Source organism: Brachybacterium sp. P6-10-X1 (assembly GCF_001969445.1).
Lineage (GTDB): Bacteria > Actinomycetota > Actinomycetes > Actinomycetales > Dermabacteraceae > Brachybacterium.
In genome coordinates this window covers 4,059,712-4,081,102 of record NZ_CP017297.1, presented here as the reverse complement: position 1 = coordinate 4,081,102, position 21,391 = coordinate 4,059,712, and the positions used below count along the sequence as shown (strand labels likewise).

Here is a 21,391-nt window from a genome sequence, read left to right as displayed (position 1 = left end):
CCTGGCGCCCCGGGGCGCCGGGACCAACCCCATGAAGGGATGTATCCACGGTGAACACGAACTCCACCGGCCCTCTGGGCCGACGCGGATTCCTCCGCGGCTCCGCCGTCCTCGCCGGCGCCGCCGGGATCATCGCAGGCATCGGCGCCTGCGCTCCGAAGGACTCCGGCTCCGGCAGCAGCGGCGACGAATCCGACGCCGGCGGCGCTCCCGCCGGCGAGGCGGATCCGGACGGGCACCTCACCGCCGCCATCAGCTACGAGCTGGGGACCAACGGCTACGACCCGATGACGACGTCGGCCGCCCTGACCGTCGCGGTCAACTGGCACACGCTCGAGGGCCTGACCGAGCTGCACCCCGTCACCCGCGAGGTGTACGCGGCGCTGGCCACCGAGATCCCCAGCGCCGACGGCACCAGCGTCGATGTGACGCTGCGCGACGGCGCGGTCTTCCATGACGGCTCGCCGGTGACCACCGATGACGTCGTCTTCTCGTTCGAGCGCGTCCTGGATCCGGACAACGCCTCGCTGTACGCCCAGTTCATCTCCTTCATCGAGGGGATCCAGAAGAAGGACGACACCACCGTCACCTTCAGCCTGACCAGCCCCACCGGCGTGTTCGCCGAGCGTCTCTCGACGGTGAAGATCGTGCCGCAGGCCGCGGTCGAGGCGGATCCGAAGGCCTTCGACTCGAACCCGATCGGCACCGGCCCCTGGACGATGACCGACAGCGGCGCGGCCTCCAAGATCGTCGAGTTCGAGCGGTTCGACGACTACACCGGCCCCATGCCCGCGAAGGCCGGCACCATGAGCTGGCAGATCATCCCCGATGCGGCCACCCGCACCAACGCGCTGCAGTCCCAGACCGTCCAGGCCATCGACTCGGTGCCCTATCTGTCGATCGACGGGCTCGAGGCCACCAGCGACGTCGAGTCCGTCGGCGGCTTCGGGCTGCTGTTCGCGATGTTCAACAATGCTCCGGACAACCCCTTCAACGATCTGAGGAACCGCCAGGCGTTCCTCTACGCGATCGACATGGACAAGGTCATCGAGACCGGCCTGAGCGGTCAGGCGACGGCGGCGAGCTGCTTCGTCCAGCCCGAGCACCCGAACTACAAGGAGGCCTCGACGGTCTACTCCCTCGACGCGGAGAAAGCCACGTCCCTGTTCGCCGAGACCGGGCTGACCTCCTTCCGGATGCTGGTCACCGACCACGGCTGGGTCCAGCAGGTCACCCCGATCATCCAGGAGTCGCTGACCTCCCTGGGCGTCGAGGTCACCTTCGAGCAGAAGCAGTCCGCCGACGCGTACAACACGATCGACTCGAACCCCGACGCGTACGACGTGATGATCGCCCCCGGCGACCCCTCCGTCTTCGGCAACGATCCCGACCTCCTCATGCGCTGGTGGTACGGAAACGACATCTGGACCGACACCCGCATGCACTGGAAGGGCGAGGGCGCCTACGACGAGGTCCAGGAGCTGCTGACGAAGGGCCTGGAGACGGCCGACGCCGCCGAGCAGGAGAGGGTCTGGAGCCAGCTGTTCGACCTGCTCTCGGACGAGGTCCCGCTGTACCCGCTGTTCCACCGCAAATCGCCCACCGCCTGGGACGGCACCACCCTGGTCGACTTCCAGCCGATCTCCCTGACGGGGCTGAGCTTCGTGGACGTCGCGACCACGACCTCGGCCTGAACCGTCCCCGCCGGGGTCGACCCGCCGTCGGCTCCGGCACCGGGGGCGCCCTGCACCGTCCCCGCCCCGGGGGTGCCCCGTCCCCGACGCCGGGGGTGGCCCGCACCCTCTGCAGTCCCCAGAACCGACACCCTCCGGAGGACCCCGTGTCCCATCTCGTCCGCCTGATCGGACGCCGCCTGATCTCGCTGCCGATCATGATCCTCGGCGCCGCGCTGCTGGTGTTCGTGATCATGTCCTTCTCGCCCTCGGATCCCGCCCGACGCGCGCTCGGCCCGTCGGCCTCCCCGAAGGCGCTGGACATCTACCGCGAGGCCAACGGGCTCAACGACCCGCTGCTGCAGCGGTACTTCTCCTTCGTCGCGGGCTGGTTCCGCGGCGACCTCGGCACCACCAGCGGCAACGTCCCCGTCACCGAGGTCGTCGCCCAGGCCTTCCCGATCACGCTGCAGCTGACCTTCCTCGGACTGCTGATCGCCATCGTGATCTCCGCCGTGCTCGGCGTGCTGGCCGCCCTGTTCCGTGACGGCTGGGTCGACCAGATCATCCGCGTGTTCTCCATCGCCTCGCTGGCGACCCCGTCGTTCTGGCTGGCGATCCTCATGATCCAGTGGCTCGGGGAGGTGCCCGGCGGCTGGGGGATCTTCCCCGCCCTGGTCTCGCGATGGGTCCCGCTGACCGAGGACCCCGCGACCTACGTGCGCAACATCGCGCTGCCGGCCCTCGCTCTCGGCGTCCCGGTGGCGGGCTCGCTGATCCGCGTGGTCCGCACCGCCATGGTCGAGGAGCTCGACCGCGACTACGTGCGCACCGCGATCGGGGCCGGTGTCCCCTATCCGGTCGTGGTCGGCCGCAACGTGCTGCGCAACGCCCTGATCACCCCGGTGACCGTGCTGGGCCTGCGCGTGGGCTACCTCATGGGCGGCGCCGTGATCATCGAGATCATCTTCAACATCCAGGCGATGGGCCAGCTCATCCTCGACGGCGTCACCCGCAACGACGTGTTCCTCGTCCAGGGCGTGACCCTCGTGGTCGCGATCGCCTTCATCGTCGTGAACATCGTCGTGGATCTGCTGTACGTCCTCATCAACCCCCGCATCAGGAGCATCTGACATGCGACCGAAGCTCGGATCCCGCCTCCGGGCCGTCAGCGGCAGCCCGCTGGCGCCCTTCACCGCCCTGCCCTGGCCCAGCCGCATCGCCGTCAGCTTCCTGGTGCTGCTGGCGCTGGTCGCCGTCTTCGCCCCCGTCGTCGCCCCGTACAGTCCGCTCTCGACCGGCACCCCCGTGGTCCCGCCGGGGGCGGAGCACTGGATGGGCACGGACGCCATCGGCCGCGACATCTTCTCCCGGGTCGTCCACGGCGCCCGCTCCTCGCTGCTGATCGGCCTGTCCGCCACGGTGGCCGCCCTGATCGCCGCGATGGTGCTGGGCTCCTTCGCCGCCACCGCCTCGAAGATCCCCTCCGAGATCCTGATGCGCACGCTCGACGTGATCATGTCGTTCCCGGGCATCGCCCTGGCCGCCGTGTTCGTGGCCGTGTTCGGCACCTCGCTGCCGGTGCTGATCTTCGCGATCGGGTTCTTGTACGTGCCGCAGCTGGCCCGGGTGATCCGTGCCAACGTGCTCTCGCAGTTCGGCGAGGACTACGTCGCGGCCTCCCAGGTGATGGGGGCGTCCACCCCGTGGATCCTCCTCAAGCACGTCACCCGCAACTGCATCGCCCCGATCATGGTGTTCGCGACGGTCCTGGTCGCCGACGCGATCGTGCTCGAGGCCTCGCTGTCCTTCATCAACGCCGGTGTCCAGCCGCCGGAGCCCTCCTGGGGCAACATCCTGGCCGACGGCAAGCAGCTGCTGCTGTCGGGCTACTGGTGGCCGACGTTCTTCCCGGGCCTGTCGATCCTGTTGACCGTGCTGGCGCTGAACATCCTCTCCGAAGGGCTCACCGACGCCATGGCCAGTCCACGGATCCGCGCGAAGGTCGATGTCGAGGCCGACGAGCGGGCGGAGGAGCAGGCCGCCCATCGCTCCCCCGAGGAGGCCGACGAGACGCTCGGGGGGACCGACCAGGAGACCTCGCACCGGCTGCTGGTCGATTCCCTCGCCGCGCTGCGCCGGGCGGAGCTGTCGCGTCCGGAGCGTCCGGTGGTCGATGCTTCCGAGCCCCCGCTGCTGCAGGTCAAGGATCTGCGCGTCGCCTTTCCGGAGGCGCACGGCGACATCGACATCCTCGACGGCGTCTCCTTCGAGGTCCGCCCCGGCGAGACCATGGGACTGGTCGGCGAATCCGGCTCCGGGAAATCCGTGGCGTCGCTGGCCGTGATGGGCCTGCTGCCGTCCACCGCACGGGTCAGCGGCTCGGTCGAGCTCGAAGGCGTCGACCTGCTGACGCTGCCCTCGAAGCAGCTCAACGCCCTGCGCGGCCACGAGATCGCGATGATCTACCAGGACGCGCTGAGCTCCCTGAACCCCTCGATGCTGATCCGCTCCCAGATGGCGCAGCTGACCCGCCGCGGCGGGACCCGCTCGGCCTCGGAGCTGCTGGAGCTGGTGGGACTGGAGCCGAAGCGCACCCTGTCCGCCTACCCGCACGAGCTCTCCGGCGGGCAGCGCCAGCGCGTGCTCATCGCCATGGCGCTGACCCGGGACCCCAGGCTGGTGATCGCCGACGAGCCGACCACCGCCCTGGACGTCACCGTGCAGAAGCAGGTCGTGGACCTGCTGAACTCCCTGCGCGAGGAGCTCGGCTTCGCCATGGTGTTCGTCAGCCACGACCTCGCGCTGGTCGCCCAGCTCGCCCACCGCGTGACGGTCATGTACGCCGGGCAGGTGATCGAGCAGGGCACCACCCACGAGATGCTCATCGACCCGCGCCACGAGTACACCCGCGGCCTGCTCGGCTCGGTGCTGTCGATCGAGGCCGGGGCCGACCGGCTCCATCAAGTCGCCGGCACCGTCCCCTCCCCGCGCGACTTCGCCGACGGCGACCGCTTCGCCCCGCGCTCGCTGGATCCGTCGGCCGATCCCGCCACGCGGCCGCAGCTGCTGGAGATCGGCTCGTCCGGTCACCGCGTGGCCGGCACCGGAGCCGCCCCCGCTCCGCTCGACCCTGCACCCCTCGAAGGAGACCCGCGATGACCGCCCCTCCCGCACCGCAGTCCCTCTCCGAGCGCACCGGCGAGATCCCGCCGACGATCGAGCTGCAGGACGTGCACGTCGTGCACAAGCTGCGCACCGGCGGCCTGTTCCACCCGGACACGATCCGGGCGGTCGACGGCGTGAGCGCGTCCGTACGACGCGGCGAGGTGCTCGGCATCGTCGGAGAGTCCGGCTCCGGCAAGTCGACCCTGGCCCGTGTGATGACCGGACTGCAGCCCGTGACCAGCGGTGCCGTCCTGTTCAACGGGCAGCCGATGCAGCACAGCCGGGCTCGCCGCAAGGAGCTGGGCCGCACCGTCTCGGTGGTGTTCCAGGATCCGTCGACCGCGCTGAACCCGCGCCTGCCGGTGCGGGAGACGCTGATGGATCCGCTGCGCGTGCACGGCATCGGCACCGAGCAGCAGCGGCTCGCCCGCGTCCAGGAGCTGCTGCACCTGGTGGGCCTGCCCCCGTCGGCCATCGAGGTGATGCCCCGCCAGATCTCCGGCGGTCAGCGCCAGCGCGTCGCGATCGCCCGGGCCCTGGCCCTGGACCCGCAGATCATCGTCGCCGACGAGCCCACCAGCGCCCTGGACGTGTCCGTGCGCGCCCAGGTGCTGAACCTGCTGATGGACCTCAAGCGCGAGCTCGGCCTGGGCCTGGTGTTCATCTCCCACGACATCAGCACGGTCCGCTTCGTCTCGGACTCGATCATCGTGATGCATCACGGGAAGGTCGTCGAGCACGACGCCGCCCAGCGGATCTTCACCGATGCGCGGGACGAGTACACCCGCACCCTGCTCGCCGCCGCGCCGTCGCTGCTATGACCGGCCGGTCCGGCCGGTCCGCCCGAGCCGGCCCTCCGCGCGAGCCGCCCCGTCCGCACGGGCACGTGCCACCTCGCACCCCGATCACACCCCGTCCCTCGAAGGAGCACCCCTGCCATGACCACCTCGACCCTCTCCGGCGTCGTCCCGCCCCTGCTGACCCCGCTGACCACCGACGGAGACCTCGACCTCCCGTCGCTCGAGCGACTGGTCTCCCGGCTCCTGGACGCCGGGGTCGACGGGATCTTCGCCCTCGGCTCCAGCGGTGAGGTGGCGTTCTTCGACGACGCGATGCGCGGCCGGGTGCTCGAGGCCGTCACCGGCCTCGTCGCCGGGCAGGTGCCGGTCATCGCCGGCGCCATCGACATGCAGACCCATCGCGTGATCCAGCACCTGCGGGCCGCGGAGCGCTTCGACCTCGCCGGATACGTGGTCACCGCCCCGTTCTACGCGATCACCGGACCCGAGGAGATCGACGCCCACTTCCGCGCGGTCGCGACCGCCGCCGATGCGCCGGTCTGGGCCTACGACCTTCCCGTCTGCGTGCACACCAAGCTCGCCCCCGCCCAGCTGCTGCGCCTGGGGCAGGACGGCGTGATCGCCGGCGTGAAGGACTCCAGCGGCGACGACGTCTCCTTCCGTCGTCTGTCGGCCGCGAACCGGGCCGCCGGCTCCCCGTTGACGCTCATGACCGGCCACGAGGTCGTCGTCGACGGCGCCTACCTCGCCGGGGCCGACGGATCCGTGCCGGGGCTCGGGAACGTCGATCCGGCCGGCTACGTGCGGATGCACCGCGTCGCCCGGGCGGGTGACTGGGAGCAGGTGCGGAGCGAGCAGGACCGCCTGGCCGCCCTGTTCGAGATCGTCTTCCAGCCCACCGGGAAGGTGGGCCCGGCCGCCGGCGTGGGCGCCTTCAAGACCGCGCTGCGCGAGCTCGGGGTGTTCTCGTCCAACGTCATGACCTCCCCGATGACGCCGATCGAAGGCGAGGCCGTCGAGCGGATCCGGGCGATCCTCACCGAGAGCGGGCTGCGGGAGGGCGCGGGTGTCTGATCCGGTCCTCGCCCTCGACCTCGGGGGCACCAAGATCCGTGCCGCCCTGGTCACCGGGGCGGGTGTCGACGACGGGGCGAGGCCCGACGACCGGGCGCGTGTCTCCTCGACCCCGGGGGTCGAGCGCGTCGCCACTGTGGCCACCCCCGCGACGGAGGGCGCTGCGGCGATCCTCGACGCCGCGCTCGAGCTGGCCGAGCAGGTGCGCGGCGGCGCCGCGATCCGGGCGGTGGGGGTCTCCTCGGCCGGCGTGATCGACACGGCCCGCGGGACGGTCACCCATGCCACCGATGCGCTGACCGGCTGGGCCGGGGCCGAGATCGCACCGGCCCTCCTCGATCGCTTCGTGGTCCCGGTCAGCGTGCTGAACGATGTGCACGCCCACGGGATCGGCGAGGCCCGGTTCGGGGTCGGTCGCGGGCGCGCCTCCCTGCTGCTGGTCGCCGTCGGCACCGGGATCGGTGGCTGTCAGGTCCTGGACGGCTCGCCCGTGCTGGGCTCCCGCGGCGCCGCCGGGCACATCGGCCATCTGGCGGTGCCCGACGCCGAGGGCGTGCCCTGCCCCTGCGGTCGCACCGGCCACCTCGAGGGCCTCGCCTCCGGCCCGGGGATCGTGCGGCTGGCCCGGCGGCTGGGCGCCGATCCCGCGCCGGTCGACGGCCACGCCCTCGCCCGGGCCTCCCGGGAGGGTGACCGGGCGGCGCGCGAGGCGTACCGGATCGCGGGCGTCGCGACCGGCCGGACGATCGGCGGTCTGCTGAACGTGCTGGATGCGGAGGTGGTGGCACTGACCGGTGGGGTGAGCGAGGCCGAGAGCCCCTGGCGCGACGCCGTGTCCGAGGGGATCGCGCACGATGTCATGGAGGTGGTGGAAGATACCCCGGTGCTCGCCGCCCGCGCCGGGAACCATGCCGCGCTGCTGGGTGCCGCCGCCCGCGCCGAGGACGCGCTGCGCGGTGCTGATCGTGGTCCCCGCACCGGACCGTGTCCGTCCTGACCGCCCTTCCTCGTCCTCCTCCCCGTCGTCCTCGCCTCCCCGTTGTCCTCGCCTCCCCGTCGTCCTGGTGAAAGGTCCCGCATGCATCCCCTGATCGCTCCGCTCGAGGGCTCGTTGATCGTCTCCTGCCAGGCCTACCCCGGGGAGCCGATGCGCGATCCGCGCACCATGGCCCAGGTCGCCGCCGCCGTCAGCGCCGGCGGCGCCTCCGCCGTCCGCGCCCAGGGCCTGGACGACATCCGCGCCATCAAGAACACCGTCGACGTCCCCGTCATCGGCATCTGGAAGGACGGCACCGACGGCGTGTTCATCACCCCCACCCTCGACCACTGCCTCGCCGTCATCGACGCCGGCGCCGACATCCTCGCCCTCGACGGCACCCGACGCGACCGCCCCGACGGCCGCACCCTCGAACAGACCATCACCACAGTCCGCGAACGCTTCGACGGCCCCATCATGGCCGACTGCGACAGCGTCGAGGCCGCCCTCGCCGCCGCCGACCTCGGCATCGACCTCATCGGCACCACCCTCGCCGGCTACACCCACGCACGACCCACGACCACCGGCCCCGACCTCGACCTCCTCCACCACCTCACCGACCGGCTCCCCACCGGTTCCATGCTCATCGCCGAAGGCCGCGTCCACACCCCCGCCCACGCCGCCGCCTGCCGCACCGCCGGCGCCCACGCCGTCGTCGTCGGCACCGCCATCACCCACCCCACCACCCTCACCACCTGGTTCCACGACGCCCTCGCCCCCTGACGGGGCGAGCTGCACGAAGAACACCCATCCCGACGAAGGAATACCTGATGGAGAACCACCTGACCCGACGCGGCCTGCTCGGCACGGCCGCCGCCGTGACCGCTCTCGGTGCCGGCACCGCCGCCGGAGCGCTGCCCCCGCCGACGGAGAACGGCCGCCGCCACGGCACCTACGAGGACCAGGCGCTGGCCTGGTCCGGGTACCAGGGCGTGGACAACTTCCGCATCCCCGCCCTGGCCGTCGCCCCCAACGGCGACCTGCTGGCCGCCTTCGACAAACGTCCCGGCTTCGGGGACGCGCCGGCGCCGAACTCCGTGTGGCAGCGCCGCTCCCGCGACGGCGGGCACACCTGGGGCGAGCCGACGGTGGTGCGCCAGGGCTTCGAGTCCGACGTGCCCGGCGAGAAGCTCGGCTACTCCGATCCGTCCTACGTGGTCGACCGCGAGGCCGGTCTGGTCTACTGCTTCTGCGTGTTCTCGAAGGACACCGGGGTGTGGAACGGCGAGTACGGCAACGACGACGAGGACCGCGGCGTGCTCAGCGCGAACCTGTCCGTCAGCCGCGACTCGGGCGAGACCTGGGAGCACCGCTCGGTCACCGAGATCGTCAAGCCGACGGACTGCCGGGCCACCTTCGCCTCCTCCGGCGCCGGCATCCAGCTGCGCTACGGGAAGCACGCGGGCCGCCTGGTCCAGCAGTACGCGGGGTTCTTCCGCGGCGCCGGCGACGGCGAGATCGTCCAGGCCTACTCCGTCTACTCCGACGACCACGGGCAGAGCTGGACCATGGGCACCCCGGTCGGCACCGAGATGGACGAGAACAAGGTCGTCGAGCTCTCCGACGGCACGCTGATGATGAACTCCCGCGAGCATGTGCGCACCGGGCACCGGTGGGTGGCGCTCAGCCACGACGGCGGCGAGACCTGGCAGGACCTGCACCGCGACCTGTCCCTGCGGGACCCGGGCAACAACGCGCACATCACCCGGGCCTACCCGGATGCGCCGCAGAGCTCCGCGAGGGCCCGCGTCCTGCTGTTCTCCCATGCGGACCACGTGCCCGACGACCGCGTGAACGGCACGATCGAGATCTCGACCGATGACGGCGCCACCTGGGAGCGCAAGCGGGTCTTCGATCCCGGCGTCTGCCAGTACTCCGTCATCATCGCGATCGGACGCGATCAATACGGACTGCTGTACGAGGCGGCGGGATCGACCATCACCTTCGCCCGCCTCGACATGGATTGGATCCTCTCACGGTGATCTCCCTCGGACCCGGCCCCGCCCCGGTCCCGGATGCCCCGCTCCCCCACACGGTCCTGGCCCGGGCCGGGGACGGGCCGTGGCCGCGCTATCGCATCGTGAGCCTCGTCCATCTCGGAGGCGGCCAGGTGCTGGCCGCCTTCGACGGGCGCGACACCGGGCAGGACGTTCCCGATCCGACCGGCCTCGTCCAGCGCGGCTCGCTGGACGGCGGGCGCACCTGGGGGCCCTTCGAGACGCTGCGCGCCGCGGATCGCGAGGGGCGGCACTGGTACTGCGACCCCAGCTATGTCCGGGACCGCGAGACCGGTGCGCTGCACGTGTTCCACACCCATGCGAAGGATCGCGGGGTCTGGGACGCGGCGGCCGGGACCGACGACGCCGACCGCGACGTGCTCGGCTCGGCCGTCGCCACCAGCGTCGACCAGGGCCGGACCTGGTCGTACCGCTCCGTCACCGCCGTCGCGGCACCGCCCGAGCTGGTGCGCACGGCGTTCCCCACCTCGGGGACCGGTATGCAGCTGCGTCGCGGTCCGCACGCCGGACGCCTGCTGCAGCCCTACTGCGGATGGTTCTGGGCCGACGGGCGGGCGGCGGAGGACGGCCGGTCGACGCCCGGCAGGACCCGCGAGGTGGTCCGCTCCTACGTGCTGTTCTCCGACGATCACGGGCAGACGTGGCAGCGGGGCGAGGCCGTCGGCGAGGACATGGACGAGACCACGATCGTGGAGCTCTCCGACGGGAAGGTGCTGCTGAACTCCCGCGATCACGCCCGCGGCGGGCACCGCCGGATCGCGGTCTCCGCCGACGGCGGCGCGACCTGGGAGGACCGTGACATCGACGAGCAGTTCGTGGACCCCGGCAACAACGCCCAGCTGGCCCGGCGCTTCCCCGAAGCCGACCCCGCGGACCCGCGCTCGCGGATGCTGCTCTTCAGCAGCTCCTGGGACCGCTTCGCGCGGATCCGTGGCACCGTCAGCCGCTCCTCGGACGACGGGGCCACCTGGGGCGAGGCGCTCGTGTTCGAGCCCGGCCCGCTGGACTACTCGGTGGTGCAGCCGCTGGACGACGGGGCGATCGGCATCCTCTGGGAGGTCGAGTCGCGCGAGATCCGCTTCGCCCGGGTCGAGGCGGAGAAGCTCGACCGCTGAGGCACGGAGGGCGGCGACACCCTGGACGGGTGCCGCCGCCCTCGTCGTCCCCGGCTCAGCGGGCGCCGGGCTTCGGCGGCTCCGGGTCGTCGATCGTGAACTGCGGGGAGGTGTAGCTCTCCCAGTGATCCGGGTTCTCCGGATCGCCGAGCGGCTTCAGCACCCGCATCTCCAGGACGTAGTCCCCGTTCTTCACCGTCTTCGACTTCTGGTTCTTCAGCGCGTAGCTGCCGTCCCAGGCGAAGACCTCGGGCTCACCGGAACGGCCGAGGTGATCGGCGGCCTCGATCAGCCCGACCGAGGGGTTGACCAGCTTGGCCTTCCCGCCCTCATTGATCCGGTAGGCGCGGATCTCGAGCCGCTCGGCCGGATACTGGAAGTAGTAGGCGAGGTACGGGACGTCCCCGTTCTGCATCGTGTAGGTGTGCCCGCCGTCCGGGTCCAGCAGCACGCTGCCGGCCCCGTCGCTCACGCCGAGGACGGGCAGACCCATCCCCTGGTCATCCAGCACGGGCAGCGCCTGGTAGTCGCCCGACATGCCCGCGTACGGGACGACGAGGTCCTCGTCGTCCCCGATGAGCGTCACCCAGCCGCCGTAGATGTGTCCGTCCACGCCGAAATCCTCCCCGAGCGTCACGGTGACCTCGGCGGATCCCTGCGCGGGAACGGTCACGGACGAGGCCGACGGCTCGGCGATCCCGCCGGCCACGGAGAAGGTCGGGTCGAAGGTGGGGGCGCCGGTGGCGATCCCGTGGCGGATGCCGACGTCATAGGTCTGCTCCTGGTCGGAGGAGTTGGTGACGTCCAGCGTGACGGTCCGGGGGCCGTCCTCGCCCTCGCCGAGGGAGATGGACGGCTCGTCGACGGTGGTCGTGGTGTGCACGGCCTCGACCATGTCCAGCAGGCCGGCACCCTGGCGGTGCACCGGTTCGAGGTAGCCCTGATCGGGCATCAGCGACCAGGTCAGCGGATCCGCAGTGTTCATCATCGCGGTCTTGACGCCCTGGGGATCCAGGGTCGGGTCCGACTCCAGCAGCAGCGCGGCCGCGCCGGCGACGTGCGGTGCCGCCATCGACGTGCCCGACATGGAACCGTGGCCGCCCTGCTCGAGCGGGAGCGTCGACCAGATCGATCCGCCCGGGGCGGCGATGTCCGGCTTCAGCGCCAGCTCGGCGGTGAGCCCGTAGGAGGAGAAGGACGAGACCAGGCCGCCGGTGGCGTTCTGAACCGTCGTGGCCCCCTCCTGCCAGGCCCACGTCACCTCGCCGCCGGCGAGTGCGTCCTGCAGTTCCAGGCCGTCGGCCTGACCGATCATGACCACCGGGACGGTGATCGCCGGATCACCCTCGACCGTCGGGTTCACGGCGCCGGGCGAGTTGTTGTACAGGATCACGGCGTCATAGCCCGCGGACTGCCCGGCGGACGCCTTCTCGTAGAACGCGCAGACCCCGCGCTCGATCAGCAGCGCCTGGCCCGGTCCGGACGCCGGGGTGACGGCGGCGGGATCGCAGGCCTGCGCGGCCTCGGTGCCCGGCGCACCGGCGGACACGAGCGCGAGCTCGCCGGAGGTCGGGGCGTCGGGCGCGCCTTCTGCCGAGGAGTAGGCCCGCTCCACCCCGGCCGCGGTGGCGTAGGGCGACTGGCGGTGGGTGTTGTCCACCGAGGCGACCGTGATCGCGTCGGCCGCGACCCCGGGGGCGCCGCTGGAGAAGGTGCCTGCCTCGCCCTCGTTGCCGGCGGAGATGACGACGGTGACACCGGTCGCGGTGAGCGCGTCGGACAGCTGCGCCGTCGGGTAGTCCTGCCAGGTCACGAAGCTCGCTCCGAGTGACATGTTCACCACGTCGGCGCCGTCGGCCGCGGCCTGCTCCATCGCTTCGAGGATCACGTCGGTGCTGCTGGTCCCGTCGCAGCCGAAGATGCGGTAGGCCAGGAGGTCGGCCTCCGGGGCCACGCCGGTCACCTCGCCGTCGGCACCGATGATGCCGGCGACGTGGGTGCCGTGGCCCCCGCAGTCGTCGGGGTACGCATCCGGCTCGGGGACGTCCCCGGCGGAGGAGTCGTAGTCGTCGCCGACGTAGTCGTAGCCGCCGATCACGCGCTCCCCGGGAAAGTCCGCCTGCTCGTCGTCGACCCCGGAGCCGCCGAGGTCGGGATTGTTGTAGTCGATGCCGGAGTCGATCACCGCGACCGTGACGCCCTCCCCGGTGAGACCGTCGACCTCCTGGACCTGATCGACGCCCGTCATGGCATTGCCGTACACGTCCTCCGGGGCGGCGTCCGACGGCTCCGGCGCCTGGACCTCGAGGACCGGGTAGACCGCCTCGACGCCCGCGACGCCGCGGAGCTTGGCGACGTCGGTGTCCTCTATCTCCACGGACATGCCGTTCCACCCGGAGACGAAGGATTCCTTGACCGTCATCGGGATCTGGGCGTCCTCGGCCCGCTGGCGGACCTCGTCCTGGTTCGTCGAGTTGGCGGAGGAGCTGCCGCCCTTCAACGTCGGGGACCCGGAGACCTCGACGAGCCATCGGCCCGGGATCGCGGACTCCGCCGAATCCAGGACGTCGTCCGGGGTAGGGACCTCGACCCCGAGATCGGAGGCGGATCCGAGCAGCTCGGGATCACCGCCGTCGGCGAGCGCGGGCGGGGCCACGAGGAGCCCGGCGACGAGCGCCGCGCCGGCGGTGGCCGCGAGAGCTCCGCGGGGTCTGGGCAGGACAGGACGGACGAGGGGCATCGTTGCAGACCTCCAGGGATGGGATGGACGGTGCGCTGCGCCACATCGCGCCCGGAGATCCGGTGCACACCGGCACCACGCATTTCACCACGGCCCTCCCCGATCCGCAGGCGAATGCTGCGATCGGTGGATCTCGAACGCGTTGCGACGCCGGCCGTGACCGATACCCTCACCTGCGTGACTCCCACCGCCGACGCCTCCACGACGCCGCCGGAGCTCGGGCACCGTCCCGTCACCGATCCCACCACGGCGCGGCGCCTGGTCCCGCCGGCGCTGGCCGTGCTCGCCGCGCTCGCGTACGGGCTGCTGGGCAGCCAGCAGTTCCGCCACCTCGTCGCCCGGTCCTGGGACCTGGGGATCTTCACGCAGCTGGCCAGGGCCTACGGCGAGCTGCGGGCGCCGATCGTCCCCATCAAGGGCGACGCCGTGAACCTGCTGGGCGATCACTTCCATCCGATCCTGGTGCTGCTGGCCCCGGTGTGGTGGGTCTGGCCCTCCGGGGAAGCGCTGCTGTGGACCCAGGCGCTCCTGTTCGCGGTCTCGGCGATCCCGCTGACCCGTCTGGCGATCGACCGGCTGGGCCCCGGCCTCGGATCGCTCGCCGGCGCGGCCTACGTGTTCTCCTTCGGCCTGCAGTCCGCCGCCGCAGTGCAGTTCCACGAGATCGCGTTCGCGGTGCCATTGCTCGCCCTGTCCCTGACCGCCCTGCTGCGGGACCGCTCGCTGGCCGCGGTCCTCTGGGCGGCGCCGCTGGTGCTGGTCAAGGAGGATCTCGGGCTGACCGTCGCGCTGCTCGGCGGATTGATCGCGCTGCGGGACCGTGCCCACCGGCGGGAGGGGCTCGGCCTGGCGGCGTGGGGCGCGGGCTGGTTCGTGCTGTCCACGTTCGTGATCCTGCCGCTGCTGAACACCGCCGGGCAGTACGACTACACGGACAACCTCGGGACGCCGCTGGAGGTGTTCTGGCCCCCGGTGAAGTGGGTGACCGTCGCGATGCTGCTGCTCGCCGCGGGCGTCATCGGGGCCCGCTCCCCGCTGATCCTGCTCATGATCCCGACGCTGGCATGGCGCTTCACCGGCACCGTCGAGTTCTACTGGGAATGGGGCTGGCACTACGACGCGGTGCTGATGCCGATCGCGCTCGCGGCGCTGCTGGACGCGCTCGGGGACCGTCGCGGCGGGAGGGCGACGGCCGGCCTCCGCCGGGACGTCCCGCGCCCCGGTCGCCGGGTCCGCGTCACGGCGGTCGCGGCCACGGCCGCGGTCACTCTGGTGCTCGGCGGGGCGATGCCGGTGCTCGACGTCGTGCGCCCCTCGCAGTGGGAGCCGACCTGGCGCGCCGAACCGGCCGCCGCGGCGCTCGAGGCCGTCCCCGATGGCACCGTGCTCGCCGTGGACATCACGCTGATGGCCCACGCGGTCCCCGACCACGACGTGCAGTGGATCCATGGTCCCAACCAGCGGGTCCCCGACTGCGTGCTCAGCGACGAGTACGCCTTCTCCTGGGACGGTCGCCCGCCGGGGGACATCGCGGACTGGGCGGAGCAGACCTGGGGCGGCGACTATCTGACCGTGTTCGACGACGGCGGGTTCTCGGTGGCCTGCCGGGCGTGAGCGGGGGTGGGTGAGGCAGCACGGGCGGTGGGTGAGGCAGCACGGGCCGGTCGCTCAGCGGTGGCTTCCACCGGATCCGGACGCGGAGGGCTCAGTCGCTGCCCTGGTCGTGTGTGCGCGAAGACGTCGCCTCGGGCGATTCTGCGTCCTCGCCGGCTGATGGATCCGGCTCCTCGCTCGACGTCGCCTCGTCCTCGGCGTCGCCCGGCACGTCGGTCGCGGGGTCGTCCTCGGGGGTCGTCGTGGGCGGTGTCCAGTCGCTGTCGCCCCCGCCATCGGACGCACCACCACCATCGGATGCACCACCACCATCGGATGCGCCGCCGCCATCCGATGCACCGCCGCCATCCGATGCACCGCCGCCATCCGATGCACCACCACCATCGGATGCACCACCACCATCGGATGCGCCGCCGCCATCCGATGCACCGCCGCCATCCGATGCGCCACCGCCATCCGATGCACCGCCGCCATCCGATGCGCCACCGCCATCCGATGCACCGCCGCCATCGTGCCAGCCGCCTCCGTCGGTGCTTCCCCCGGGGCCGTTCCCAGAGCCGTCCTGGGAGGGACGCGTCGGCTCATCGGTGCCGGTGGCGGTGCCGTCCTGCTCGGGTGCCGACGGGTCGGTGGTCGACTCCGGGGCGGCAGCCGAGGTCCCTTCCGCGGTGGGCTCCTCGGTCGCCGGGTCCTCCGTCACCGGTTCCTCCGTCGCCGAGTCCCCGGTCGCTGGGTCCTCCGTCGCCGAGTCCTCGGTCGCCGGGTCCTCGGGGGTGTTCGTGACGGGATCGAGGTCCTCGGGGCTCGGCGCGGGGGCACCGCCGCCGTCCGACGGGCCCGCTTCGCGCAGCGGCTTCTCGGTGGAGGGTCCGGAGCCCCCGGCGAGCGCGTCCAGCGGTCCGATCCCGGCGACGCCGAACCCCGTCAGGCCCCCGACAGCGACCACGCATCCCGCGGCCAGCGCCACGCTCGTCCGTGCCCGCGTGGACACCGGCTCGGTGCTGCGGATACCCAGAGCTCGCCTGCGCATCTGTCCCCTCCTGATCGCACTGCCGGGCGAGCGCTGTCGCTCGCAATCGCTGCGCTCGACACCGGCAGGTGTCACCCGGCCGGTACTGCCAGATCGTCCTCGTCCAGGGTAGGTGGTCGACGCCGATGACCGGCACCCCTCCATCGCATATGGACCATGAGGTCTGGCGCGTCGAATGGACCCGGGTGATCCGACACGTCAGACCGCACGGTCCGCCGCTCCGCCCCGCCAGGCCACGAGGCACGCCGCTCCGCCCCGCCGGGCCACCGGGCGGAAGATCCTCACCGTCAGTCCAGCTTCACGTGACGGGTGCGGCGGGCCCGCGGGTCGACGTGGGCCTGCTCCCGCTTCGCCTTCGCCGACTCCACCCACAGCCGCCATGGGGAGTAGCGCTCCACGGCCAGGGCGATCTGCAGACCCCGCGATAGCGCCTGGTCCGTCGGCGTCGCCGGCAGAGCCGTGAGCTCCGCGGCGTACTGCGGCAGCAGATGCGCCGCACCGAAGGCGCTCCAGCGCGCGGCGACCTGCGTGATCTGACTGCGGGTGTCCAGCATCGAATGCCCTGCCCGAGGCACCTCCAGCAGATCCGCTCCGGGGATCCGTGCCACCAGCTCACGCGCGATCACGGGTGGCGAGACGAGGTCCTGACGGCCCGTGAGGACGAGGGTCGGGGCCGTGATCGCAGGGGCGAGCTGGTGCAGATCCAGCACCTCGCCCGTGAACGGCGGCACCGCCCGGGCCTGCTGCCCGACGACCACCAGCGGATCGAGCGGGCCGCCGTCGGCGTGGTGGCCGTGGCCGAGCTCGCTGTGGCTGATCCGGGCCGTGAGGTCGTACTCCATCACGTAGGGCGTGTTCTGCAGCCATTCCTGGTTCAGCACCTGCCGCACGCTGTTCCAGGTCAGCTGTCCGCGTCCCAGGGCGAGCAGGTCCACCAGGTCGCGCACCGCCGAGGGGCCGCCGTGCTCGTGGACGGCGAGCACCACGGGCCCGGCGCGGTGGGCGTCGATCACGCCCTCGGCGGCCAGGCGTCGCAGCGTGGAGGCGATCGTCGACGTCGACGGCTCGGTGCCCTCCCAGTACAGGCCCCGCAGGGCCGCCTGCGCGACACGCTCGTCGTCGGCGCCGGTCAGCGGCGAGTCCAGCACCAGCGAGTGCACCCGGCCGGGGTGGAGGGCGGCCAGCGCCTGCGCGAGGTAGGCGCCGTAGCCGACGCCGTAGACGCTGACGCGAGGGACCCGCGCGTGGTCCAGCACCGCGAGCAGGTCGTCGAGGACCTCGCGCACGGAGATCACGGACGCCGGGAGGTCCTCCCCGGTGGAGTCCAGACGGGACAGCCCGACGCCGCGGTGCTCCATCATCAGCACATCGAGCCCGCGCCCGGCGAGCGCGCGACGCAGCACGTCGTAGGGCAGCACCGAGCCCCGCCCCGGCCCGTCGGGGATCAGCAGCACGGGCACCTGGGGCGGCGCCCCCGCCGGCGAGGTTCCCCCCGTCCCGGCTGCAGGACGGCGGGCTCGTCGCGGCACCGTGCGGGCGTAGCGCAGAGGGAACAGGCGCGGGTCAGCGGCGGAGAACTCGCGGTAGACCGTCATCAGGTCGTTGCGGATCTGCAGGAGGTCGTCCTGCGCGGGACGGTCGAAGAGGTCGACGGATCGCATGGCTGCGGGAGTCACTCGCCGGTCCGGCCGTCCAGCAGCTCGGCGAGCACATCGAGCTGCCCGGCGTGGCGCGCGGTCTCCTCCACCATGTGGGTGAGCACCCAGCGCACCGTGACCACCTCGGGCCTGCCGCGCAGCTCCTCCTCGACGTCACGGCCGAGCAGCTGGGCCCGGGAGAGCCGGGTCGCGGCCTCGTAGTCCTCGAGCGCCCCGGCGAGGGAGGCGCCGCCGTCCATCTCCCAGGCGTGGGACGGGCCCGATCCGTCCTCCCAGGCATAGCCGACCTCGTCGACCGGGACGGCGCCGAGGATCTGCCGGAACCAGTAGCGCTCGGTGTCCGCCAGATGGCGCACCATCCCTGTCACCGTCGTGGCGGAGCCGAGCATCCGGGCCGAGGCCTGCTCGTCGCTCAGTCCCTCGACCTTCCACCGGATCGTCGCGCGCAGGAAGTCGAGGAAACCCTCGAGAGTGGCCATCTCATCGGCGACCGACGGCGGCTCGGGTCGGCCCGCACCGTCGGACGGCCCCCGGGCCTCGGAGGCCGCCGTCGACGCCTGTTCATCGGCCAGCCGGTCCACCAGGACGTCGAGCTCGTCGGGAGCGTCGGCGGACACCGGGGCGAGGGTCCCCGGCGGGTCCGCGCGGTGGTTCGGACTCATCAGCGCTGTCCGCCGACGTCGCCGACGGTGTTCCACAGGAAGGTGTACATCAGGGCGTTCATGCGGGCGGCCTGCTCGTTGGTGGCCGCGCCGCCGTGCCCGCCCTCGGTGTTCTCCCACGAGCGCACGTCGGCCCCCAGCGACTCCATGGCGGCGGCGAACTTGCGGGCGTGGCCGGGGTGGACACGGTCGTCCCGAGTGGACGTGAGCAGGAACGTCGGCGGGTAATCCGTCCCTTCGGCCAGCAGGTGGTAGGGGCTGAAGGTGCGCACGAACTCCCAGTCGTCGGTGTCCGGATCGCCGTACTCCGCCATCCAGGACGCCCCGGCCAGCAGGTGCGAGTACCGCTTCATGTCCAGCAGCGGGACCTGGATGACGACCGCGCCGAACAGCTCCGGATACCGGGTGACCATGTTGCCGGTGAGCAGACCGCCGTTGGAGCCGCCGCGCACGGCGAGATGGTCGCGGTCGGTCACGTCGCGCTCGACGAGGTCCTTCGCGACCGAGGAGAAGTCCTCATAGGCCCGGTGGCGGTTCTCGGTCAGCGCCGCCTGGTGCCACGTCGGTCCGTACTCGCCGCCGCCGCGGATGTTCGCCAGCACGTAGGTGCCGCCGCGCTCCAGCCAGGCCTTCCCGATCGCCCCCAGATAGCCGGGGGTCAGGGAGATCTCGAAGCCGCCGTAGCCGTACAGCAGGGTCGGCACGGGGGCCTCGGCCTCCGCCCGGTCCTGGCGGGAGATCTCGAAATAGGGGACACGGGTGCCGTCGTCGCTGGTCGCGAAGTGCTGGCTGACGTCCAGTCCCTCCGCGTCGAAGCGCGCGGGAGTGGTCTTGATGACGTCGAGGTCGCCCGCCTCCCCGTCGGTCGGGATCTCCGCGAGGTCGCCCAGCTGCAGCGTGGTGGGCTCGAGGAAGCCGGTGACGGTCACCCAGACCCGGTCGTCGACGTCGGCGTCGACCGCGGCCACCCCGATCGAGCCGCGCAGCTCCGGGTAGAGGTCCTGCTGCACCCAGGCACCGTGCTCGTCGCGGTAGTGGACCTCCAGGCGGTGGACCACGTCCTCGAGGATCGACAGCACGATCGTCGACCGGGTGATGGTCATGTCCGCCAGCGACGTGGTCTCGGTGGGCTCGAACAGCATGTGCAGCTCGGGCTCGCCGGCCTGGAAGCGGGCGAAGTCGCCGACGACGAGGGACCCCGCGGGGAAGGTCGATCCCGCCACGTCCCAGTCGCTGCGGGGATGGAAGATCCCCAGGTCGCGGTGGGCGCTGGCCTCGAGGTCGCGGGGGACGTCGACCCGGGTCAGCTCCGGCGGCTGCGTCGTGCGGTCGACGACGTGCATGGTGGAGTCGTAGAAGGCGTGCGCCTCGATCACCCAGTCGCGCTCCCAGCCGGGGGTGGAGTCGTGGGCGGCGAAGACCGCCATGTCCTCCGCGGGGATCTCGTGGACCAGGTGCGCGTCGGACAGCGCGGTGCCGCGGTTCCACAGCCGTGCCTGCCGGGCGTACCCCGAGGTGGTCATGGTGTCCTCGCCGAAGTCGGTGGAGACCCAGACGGTGTCGGCGTCGATCCAGCTCAGACCGCCCTTCGCCTCGGGGCGGACGAAGCCGCCCGCGGACTCGGGCACGAAGGAGAGGGTCTCGAGGTCGAACTCGCGGGTGACGTCGGCATCGGAGCCGCCGTGGGAGAGGTCCACCAGGGCGTGGCGGTAGGGCTCTCCCTCGGCGTGACCTGCCGGCCGCAGCAGGCTCGCACCGTGCCACACCCAGTCCTCACCCTCGGCCTCGTTGAGCGCATCGAGGTCCAGCAGGATCTCCCATTCTGGGTCCTCGCCGCGGTAGGACTCGAGCGTCGTGCGGCGCCAGAGACCCCGCTCGTGCTCGGCGTCGGTCCAGAAGTTGTACAGATGGTCGCCGCGCATCACGACGCCGGGGATCTTGTCCTTGGCGTCGAGGATCTCGAGGATCTCCCGCTGCAACGTGGCGGCCAGCGGCGCCCCGTCCGCGTCGCGCGGATCGACCACCTGCTCGAGCTCGGACTCCGCGCGGGCATTGCGCTCGTGGACCCAGGCCAGGGCGTCCTCGCCGGTGACCTCCTCGAGCCACTGGTGGGGGTCGGCGCTGCCGTCGGAGGCGGGCAGGGACGGCGTCAGGGTGCGCTGCGCGGCGGGGTCCTGCGAGGCATGGGTCTGCGAGGCGGGGTCGGTCATGGATGCTCCTTCTCGGCGATGTCGGCGGCGAACTCCGTCAGGACCGCCCTCCAGATGTCCTTCCAGGCGTCGCGGGCTGCGGCGGTCACGATGCCCTTGTGCTCGAGACCCACCGTGCTGCGGGCGGCCCCGTCGTGATGGTCCTTGGTGGTGATGTTGACGCTGAGCCGGCTGCCGTCGGCCACGGTGGCGCGCCAGTACCTCCAGGTGTCGGTGGCGGTCAGGGTCGGCTCCTCGAGTCCGAGCTCCTCCCGGCGCTGCGGAGTGAGGTGCGCGTCCCAGGCATCGCGCGCCCGGTCCATGTCGCCGGCGACGGTCCTGGAGGCGGAGGCCGCGAAGTCGCCGGCGCTGCTCTGCCCGACGACGCGACGGCCGATCACCTGCTCGTAGGCGACGGTGACGCCCTGAGCCCACCATTCGGAGATCTCCCAGCGCTCAGGAAGCAGCCGGGCGATGGCGGTGTGGTCGAGGGTCCGGCCGTCGGCCCCGTCGATCCGCTGGACCCAGGTCCCCAGCGAGGTGCCCGTCGCCGTTTCGATCGCCGCAGCCCGAGGGTGCTCCCGGGGCGAGGTCTCGGTGCTCATGGCCCCAGC

Annotated in this window: 16 protein-coding genes; 10 read left to right on the top strand and 6 right to left on the bottom strand. The window is 72.0% G+C overall.

Annotated features, from left to right (window positions below):
• Positions 1-50: 50 nt before the first annotated feature.
• The 9 genes from BH708_RS18135 (at position 51) to BH708_RS18095 (ending at position 10,884) form a co-directional block, all read left to right on the top strand.
• On the top strand, positions 51-1,694 hold the full coding sequence (locus tag BH708_RS18135) for an ABC transporter substrate-binding protein (protein ID WP_076810364.1): 1,644 nt from the start codon (positions 51-53) through the stop codon (positions 1,692-1,694).
• 146 nt (positions 1,695-1,840) lie between these two features.
• Positions 1,841-2,806 (top strand): ABC transporter permease, encoded by a 966-nt coding sequence (locus tag BH708_RS18130; protein WP_076810363.1) that lies wholly within the window; start codon positions 1,841-1,843, stop codon positions 2,804-2,806.
• A 1-nt stretch (position 2,807) separates the two neighbouring features.
• Complete coding sequence (locus BH708_RS18125) at positions 2,808-4,835, top strand: dipeptide/oligopeptide/nickel ABC transporter permease/ATP-binding protein (RefSeq protein ID WP_076810362.1); 2,028 nt, start codon at positions 2,808-2,810, stop codon at positions 4,833-4,835.
• Complete coding sequence (locus tag BH708_RS18120) at positions 4,832-5,662, top strand: ABC transporter ATP-binding protein (RefSeq protein ID WP_076810361.1); 831 nt, start codon at positions 4,832-4,834, stop codon at positions 5,660-5,662. Before BH708_RS18125 ends, BH708_RS18120 begins: the two co-directional genes overlap by 4 nt.
• Before the next feature lie 117 nt (positions 5,663-5,779).
• A complete protein-coding gene (locus BH708_RS18115; RefSeq protein ID WP_076810360.1) occupies positions 5,780-6,715 on the top strand; it encodes a dihydrodipicolinate synthase family protein in 936 nt (311 codons plus the stop codon).
• On the top strand, positions 6,708-7,712 hold the full coding sequence (locus BH708_RS18110) for an ROK family protein (RefSeq protein WP_076810359.1): 1,005 nt from the start codon (positions 6,708-6,710) through the stop codon (positions 7,710-7,712). Before BH708_RS18115 ends, BH708_RS18110 begins: the two co-directional genes overlap by 8 nt.
• An 81-nt stretch (positions 7,713-7,793) precedes the next feature.
• Positions 7,794-8,474 carry an N-acetylmannosamine-6-phosphate 2-epimerase gene (locus tag BH708_RS18105; RefSeq protein ID WP_076810358.1) on the top strand — a complete coding sequence of 227 codons (681 nt, stop codon included), beginning with the start codon at positions 7,794-7,796 and terminating at the stop codon, positions 8,472-8,474.
• A gap of 47 nt (positions 8,475-8,521) precedes the next feature.
• On the top strand, positions 8,522-9,733 hold the full coding sequence (locus tag BH708_RS18100) for an exo-alpha-sialidase (RefSeq protein WP_076810357.1): 1,212 nt from the start codon (positions 8,522-8,524) through the stop codon (positions 9,731-9,733).
• Entirely contained in the window at positions 9,730-10,884 is a 1,155-nt protein-coding gene (locus BH708_RS18095) for an exo-alpha-sialidase (RefSeq protein WP_076810356.1), read from the top strand. Before BH708_RS18100 ends, BH708_RS18095 begins: the two co-directional genes overlap by 4 nt.
• A gap of 55 nt (positions 10,885-10,939) precedes the next feature.
• On the opposite strand, the gene BH708_RS20560 is transcribed toward BH708_RS18095, so the two are convergent.
• Positions 10,940-13,624 carry a S8 family serine peptidase gene (locus BH708_RS20560; protein WP_076810355.1) on the bottom strand — a complete coding sequence of 895 codons (2,685 nt, stop codon included), beginning with the start codon at positions 13,622-13,624 and terminating at the stop codon, positions 10,940-10,942.
• A 177-nt stretch (positions 13,625-13,801) separates the two neighbouring features.
• Between BH708_RS20560 and BH708_RS18085 the strand changes: the two genes are divergently transcribed.
• Positions 13,802-15,238: a DUF2079 domain-containing protein gene (locus BH708_RS18085; protein ID WP_253705393.1), complete on the top strand. Its 1,437-nt coding sequence runs from the start codon at positions 13,802-13,804 to the stop codon at positions 15,236-15,238.
• 91 nt (positions 15,239-15,329) lie between these two features.
• Here the strand turns inward: BH708_RS18085 and BH708_RS18080 are convergent, their stop codons facing one another.
• The 5 genes from BH708_RS18080 to BH708_RS18060 form a co-directional block, all read right to left on the bottom strand.
• Positions 15,330-16,205 carry a hypothetical protein gene (locus BH708_RS18080; RefSeq protein ID WP_157236048.1) on the bottom strand — a complete coding sequence of 292 codons (876 nt, stop codon included), beginning with the start codon at positions 16,203-16,205 and terminating at the stop codon, positions 15,330-15,332.
• A 350-nt stretch (positions 16,206-16,555) separates the two neighbouring features.
• On the bottom strand, positions 16,556-17,929 hold the full coding sequence (locus BH708_RS18075) for an alpha/beta hydrolase (RefSeq protein WP_076810353.1): 1,374 nt from the start codon (positions 17,927-17,929) through the stop codon (positions 16,556-16,558).
• A gap of 11 nt (positions 17,930-17,940) precedes the next feature.
• The gene (locus tag BH708_RS18070) at positions 17,941-18,588 is read right to left on the bottom strand and encodes a DinB family protein (protein ID WP_083713787.1); all 648 of its coding nucleotides are present in this window, start codon (positions 18,586-18,588) and stop codon (positions 17,941-17,943) included.
• Positions 18,588-20,798 carry a prolyl oligopeptidase family protein gene (locus BH708_RS18065; RefSeq protein ID WP_076810352.1) on the bottom strand — a complete coding sequence of 737 codons (2,211 nt, stop codon included), beginning with the start codon at positions 20,796-20,798 and terminating at the stop codon, positions 18,588-18,590. Before BH708_RS18065 ends, BH708_RS18070 begins: the two co-directional genes overlap by 1 nt.
• Positions 20,795-21,382 (bottom strand): hypothetical protein, encoded by a 588-nt coding sequence (locus BH708_RS18060; protein ID WP_076810351.1) that lies wholly within the window; start codon positions 21,380-21,382, stop codon positions 20,795-20,797. Before BH708_RS18060 ends, BH708_RS18065 begins: the two co-directional genes overlap by 4 nt.
• Positions 21,383-21,391: the final 9 nt, after the last annotated feature.

What these genes read in the sequence shown, in the direction of transcription:
- BH708_RS18125 (WP_076810362.1), top strand. Translation starts at nt 2,808, where the DNA reads ATGCGACCGAAGCTCGGATCCCGCCTCCGGGCCGTCAGCGGCAGCCCG.
- BH708_RS18120 (WP_076810361.1), top strand. Translation starts at nt 4,832, where the DNA reads ATGACCGCCCCTCCCGCACCGCAGTCCCTCTCCGAGCGCACCGGCGAG.
- BH708_RS18115 (WP_076810360.1), top strand. Translation starts at nt 5,780, where the DNA reads ATGACCACCTCGACCCTCTCCGGCGTCGTCCCGCCCCTGCTGACCCCG.
- BH708_RS18105 (WP_076810358.1), top strand. Translation starts at nt 7,794, where the DNA reads ATGCATCCCCTGATCGCTCCGCTCGAGGGCTCGTTGATCGTCTCCTGC.
- BH708_RS18100 (WP_076810357.1), top strand. Translation starts at nt 8,522, where the DNA reads ATGGAGAACCACCTGACCCGACGCGGCCTGCTCGGCACGGCCGCCGCC.
- BH708_RS20560 (WP_076810355.1), bottom strand. Translation starts at nt 13,624, where the DNA reads ATGCCCCTCGTCCGTCCTGTCCTGCCCAGACCCCGCGGAGCTCTCGCG.
- BH708_RS18075 (WP_076810353.1), bottom strand. Translation starts at nt 17,929, where the DNA reads ATGCGATCCGTCGACCTCTTCGACCGTCCCGCGCAGGACGACCTCCTG.
- BH708_RS18070 (WP_083713787.1), bottom strand. Translation starts at nt 18,588, where the DNA reads ATGAGTCCGAACCACCGCGCGGACCCGCCGGGGACCCTCGCCCCGGTG.
- BH708_RS18065 (WP_076810352.1), bottom strand. Translation starts at nt 20,798, where the DNA reads ATGACCGACCCCGCCTCGCAGACCCATGCCTCGCAGGACCCCGCCGCG.
- BH708_RS18060 (WP_076810351.1), bottom strand. Translation starts at nt 21,382, where the DNA reads ATGAGCACCGAGACCTCGCCCCGGGAGCACCCTCGGGCTGCGGCGATC.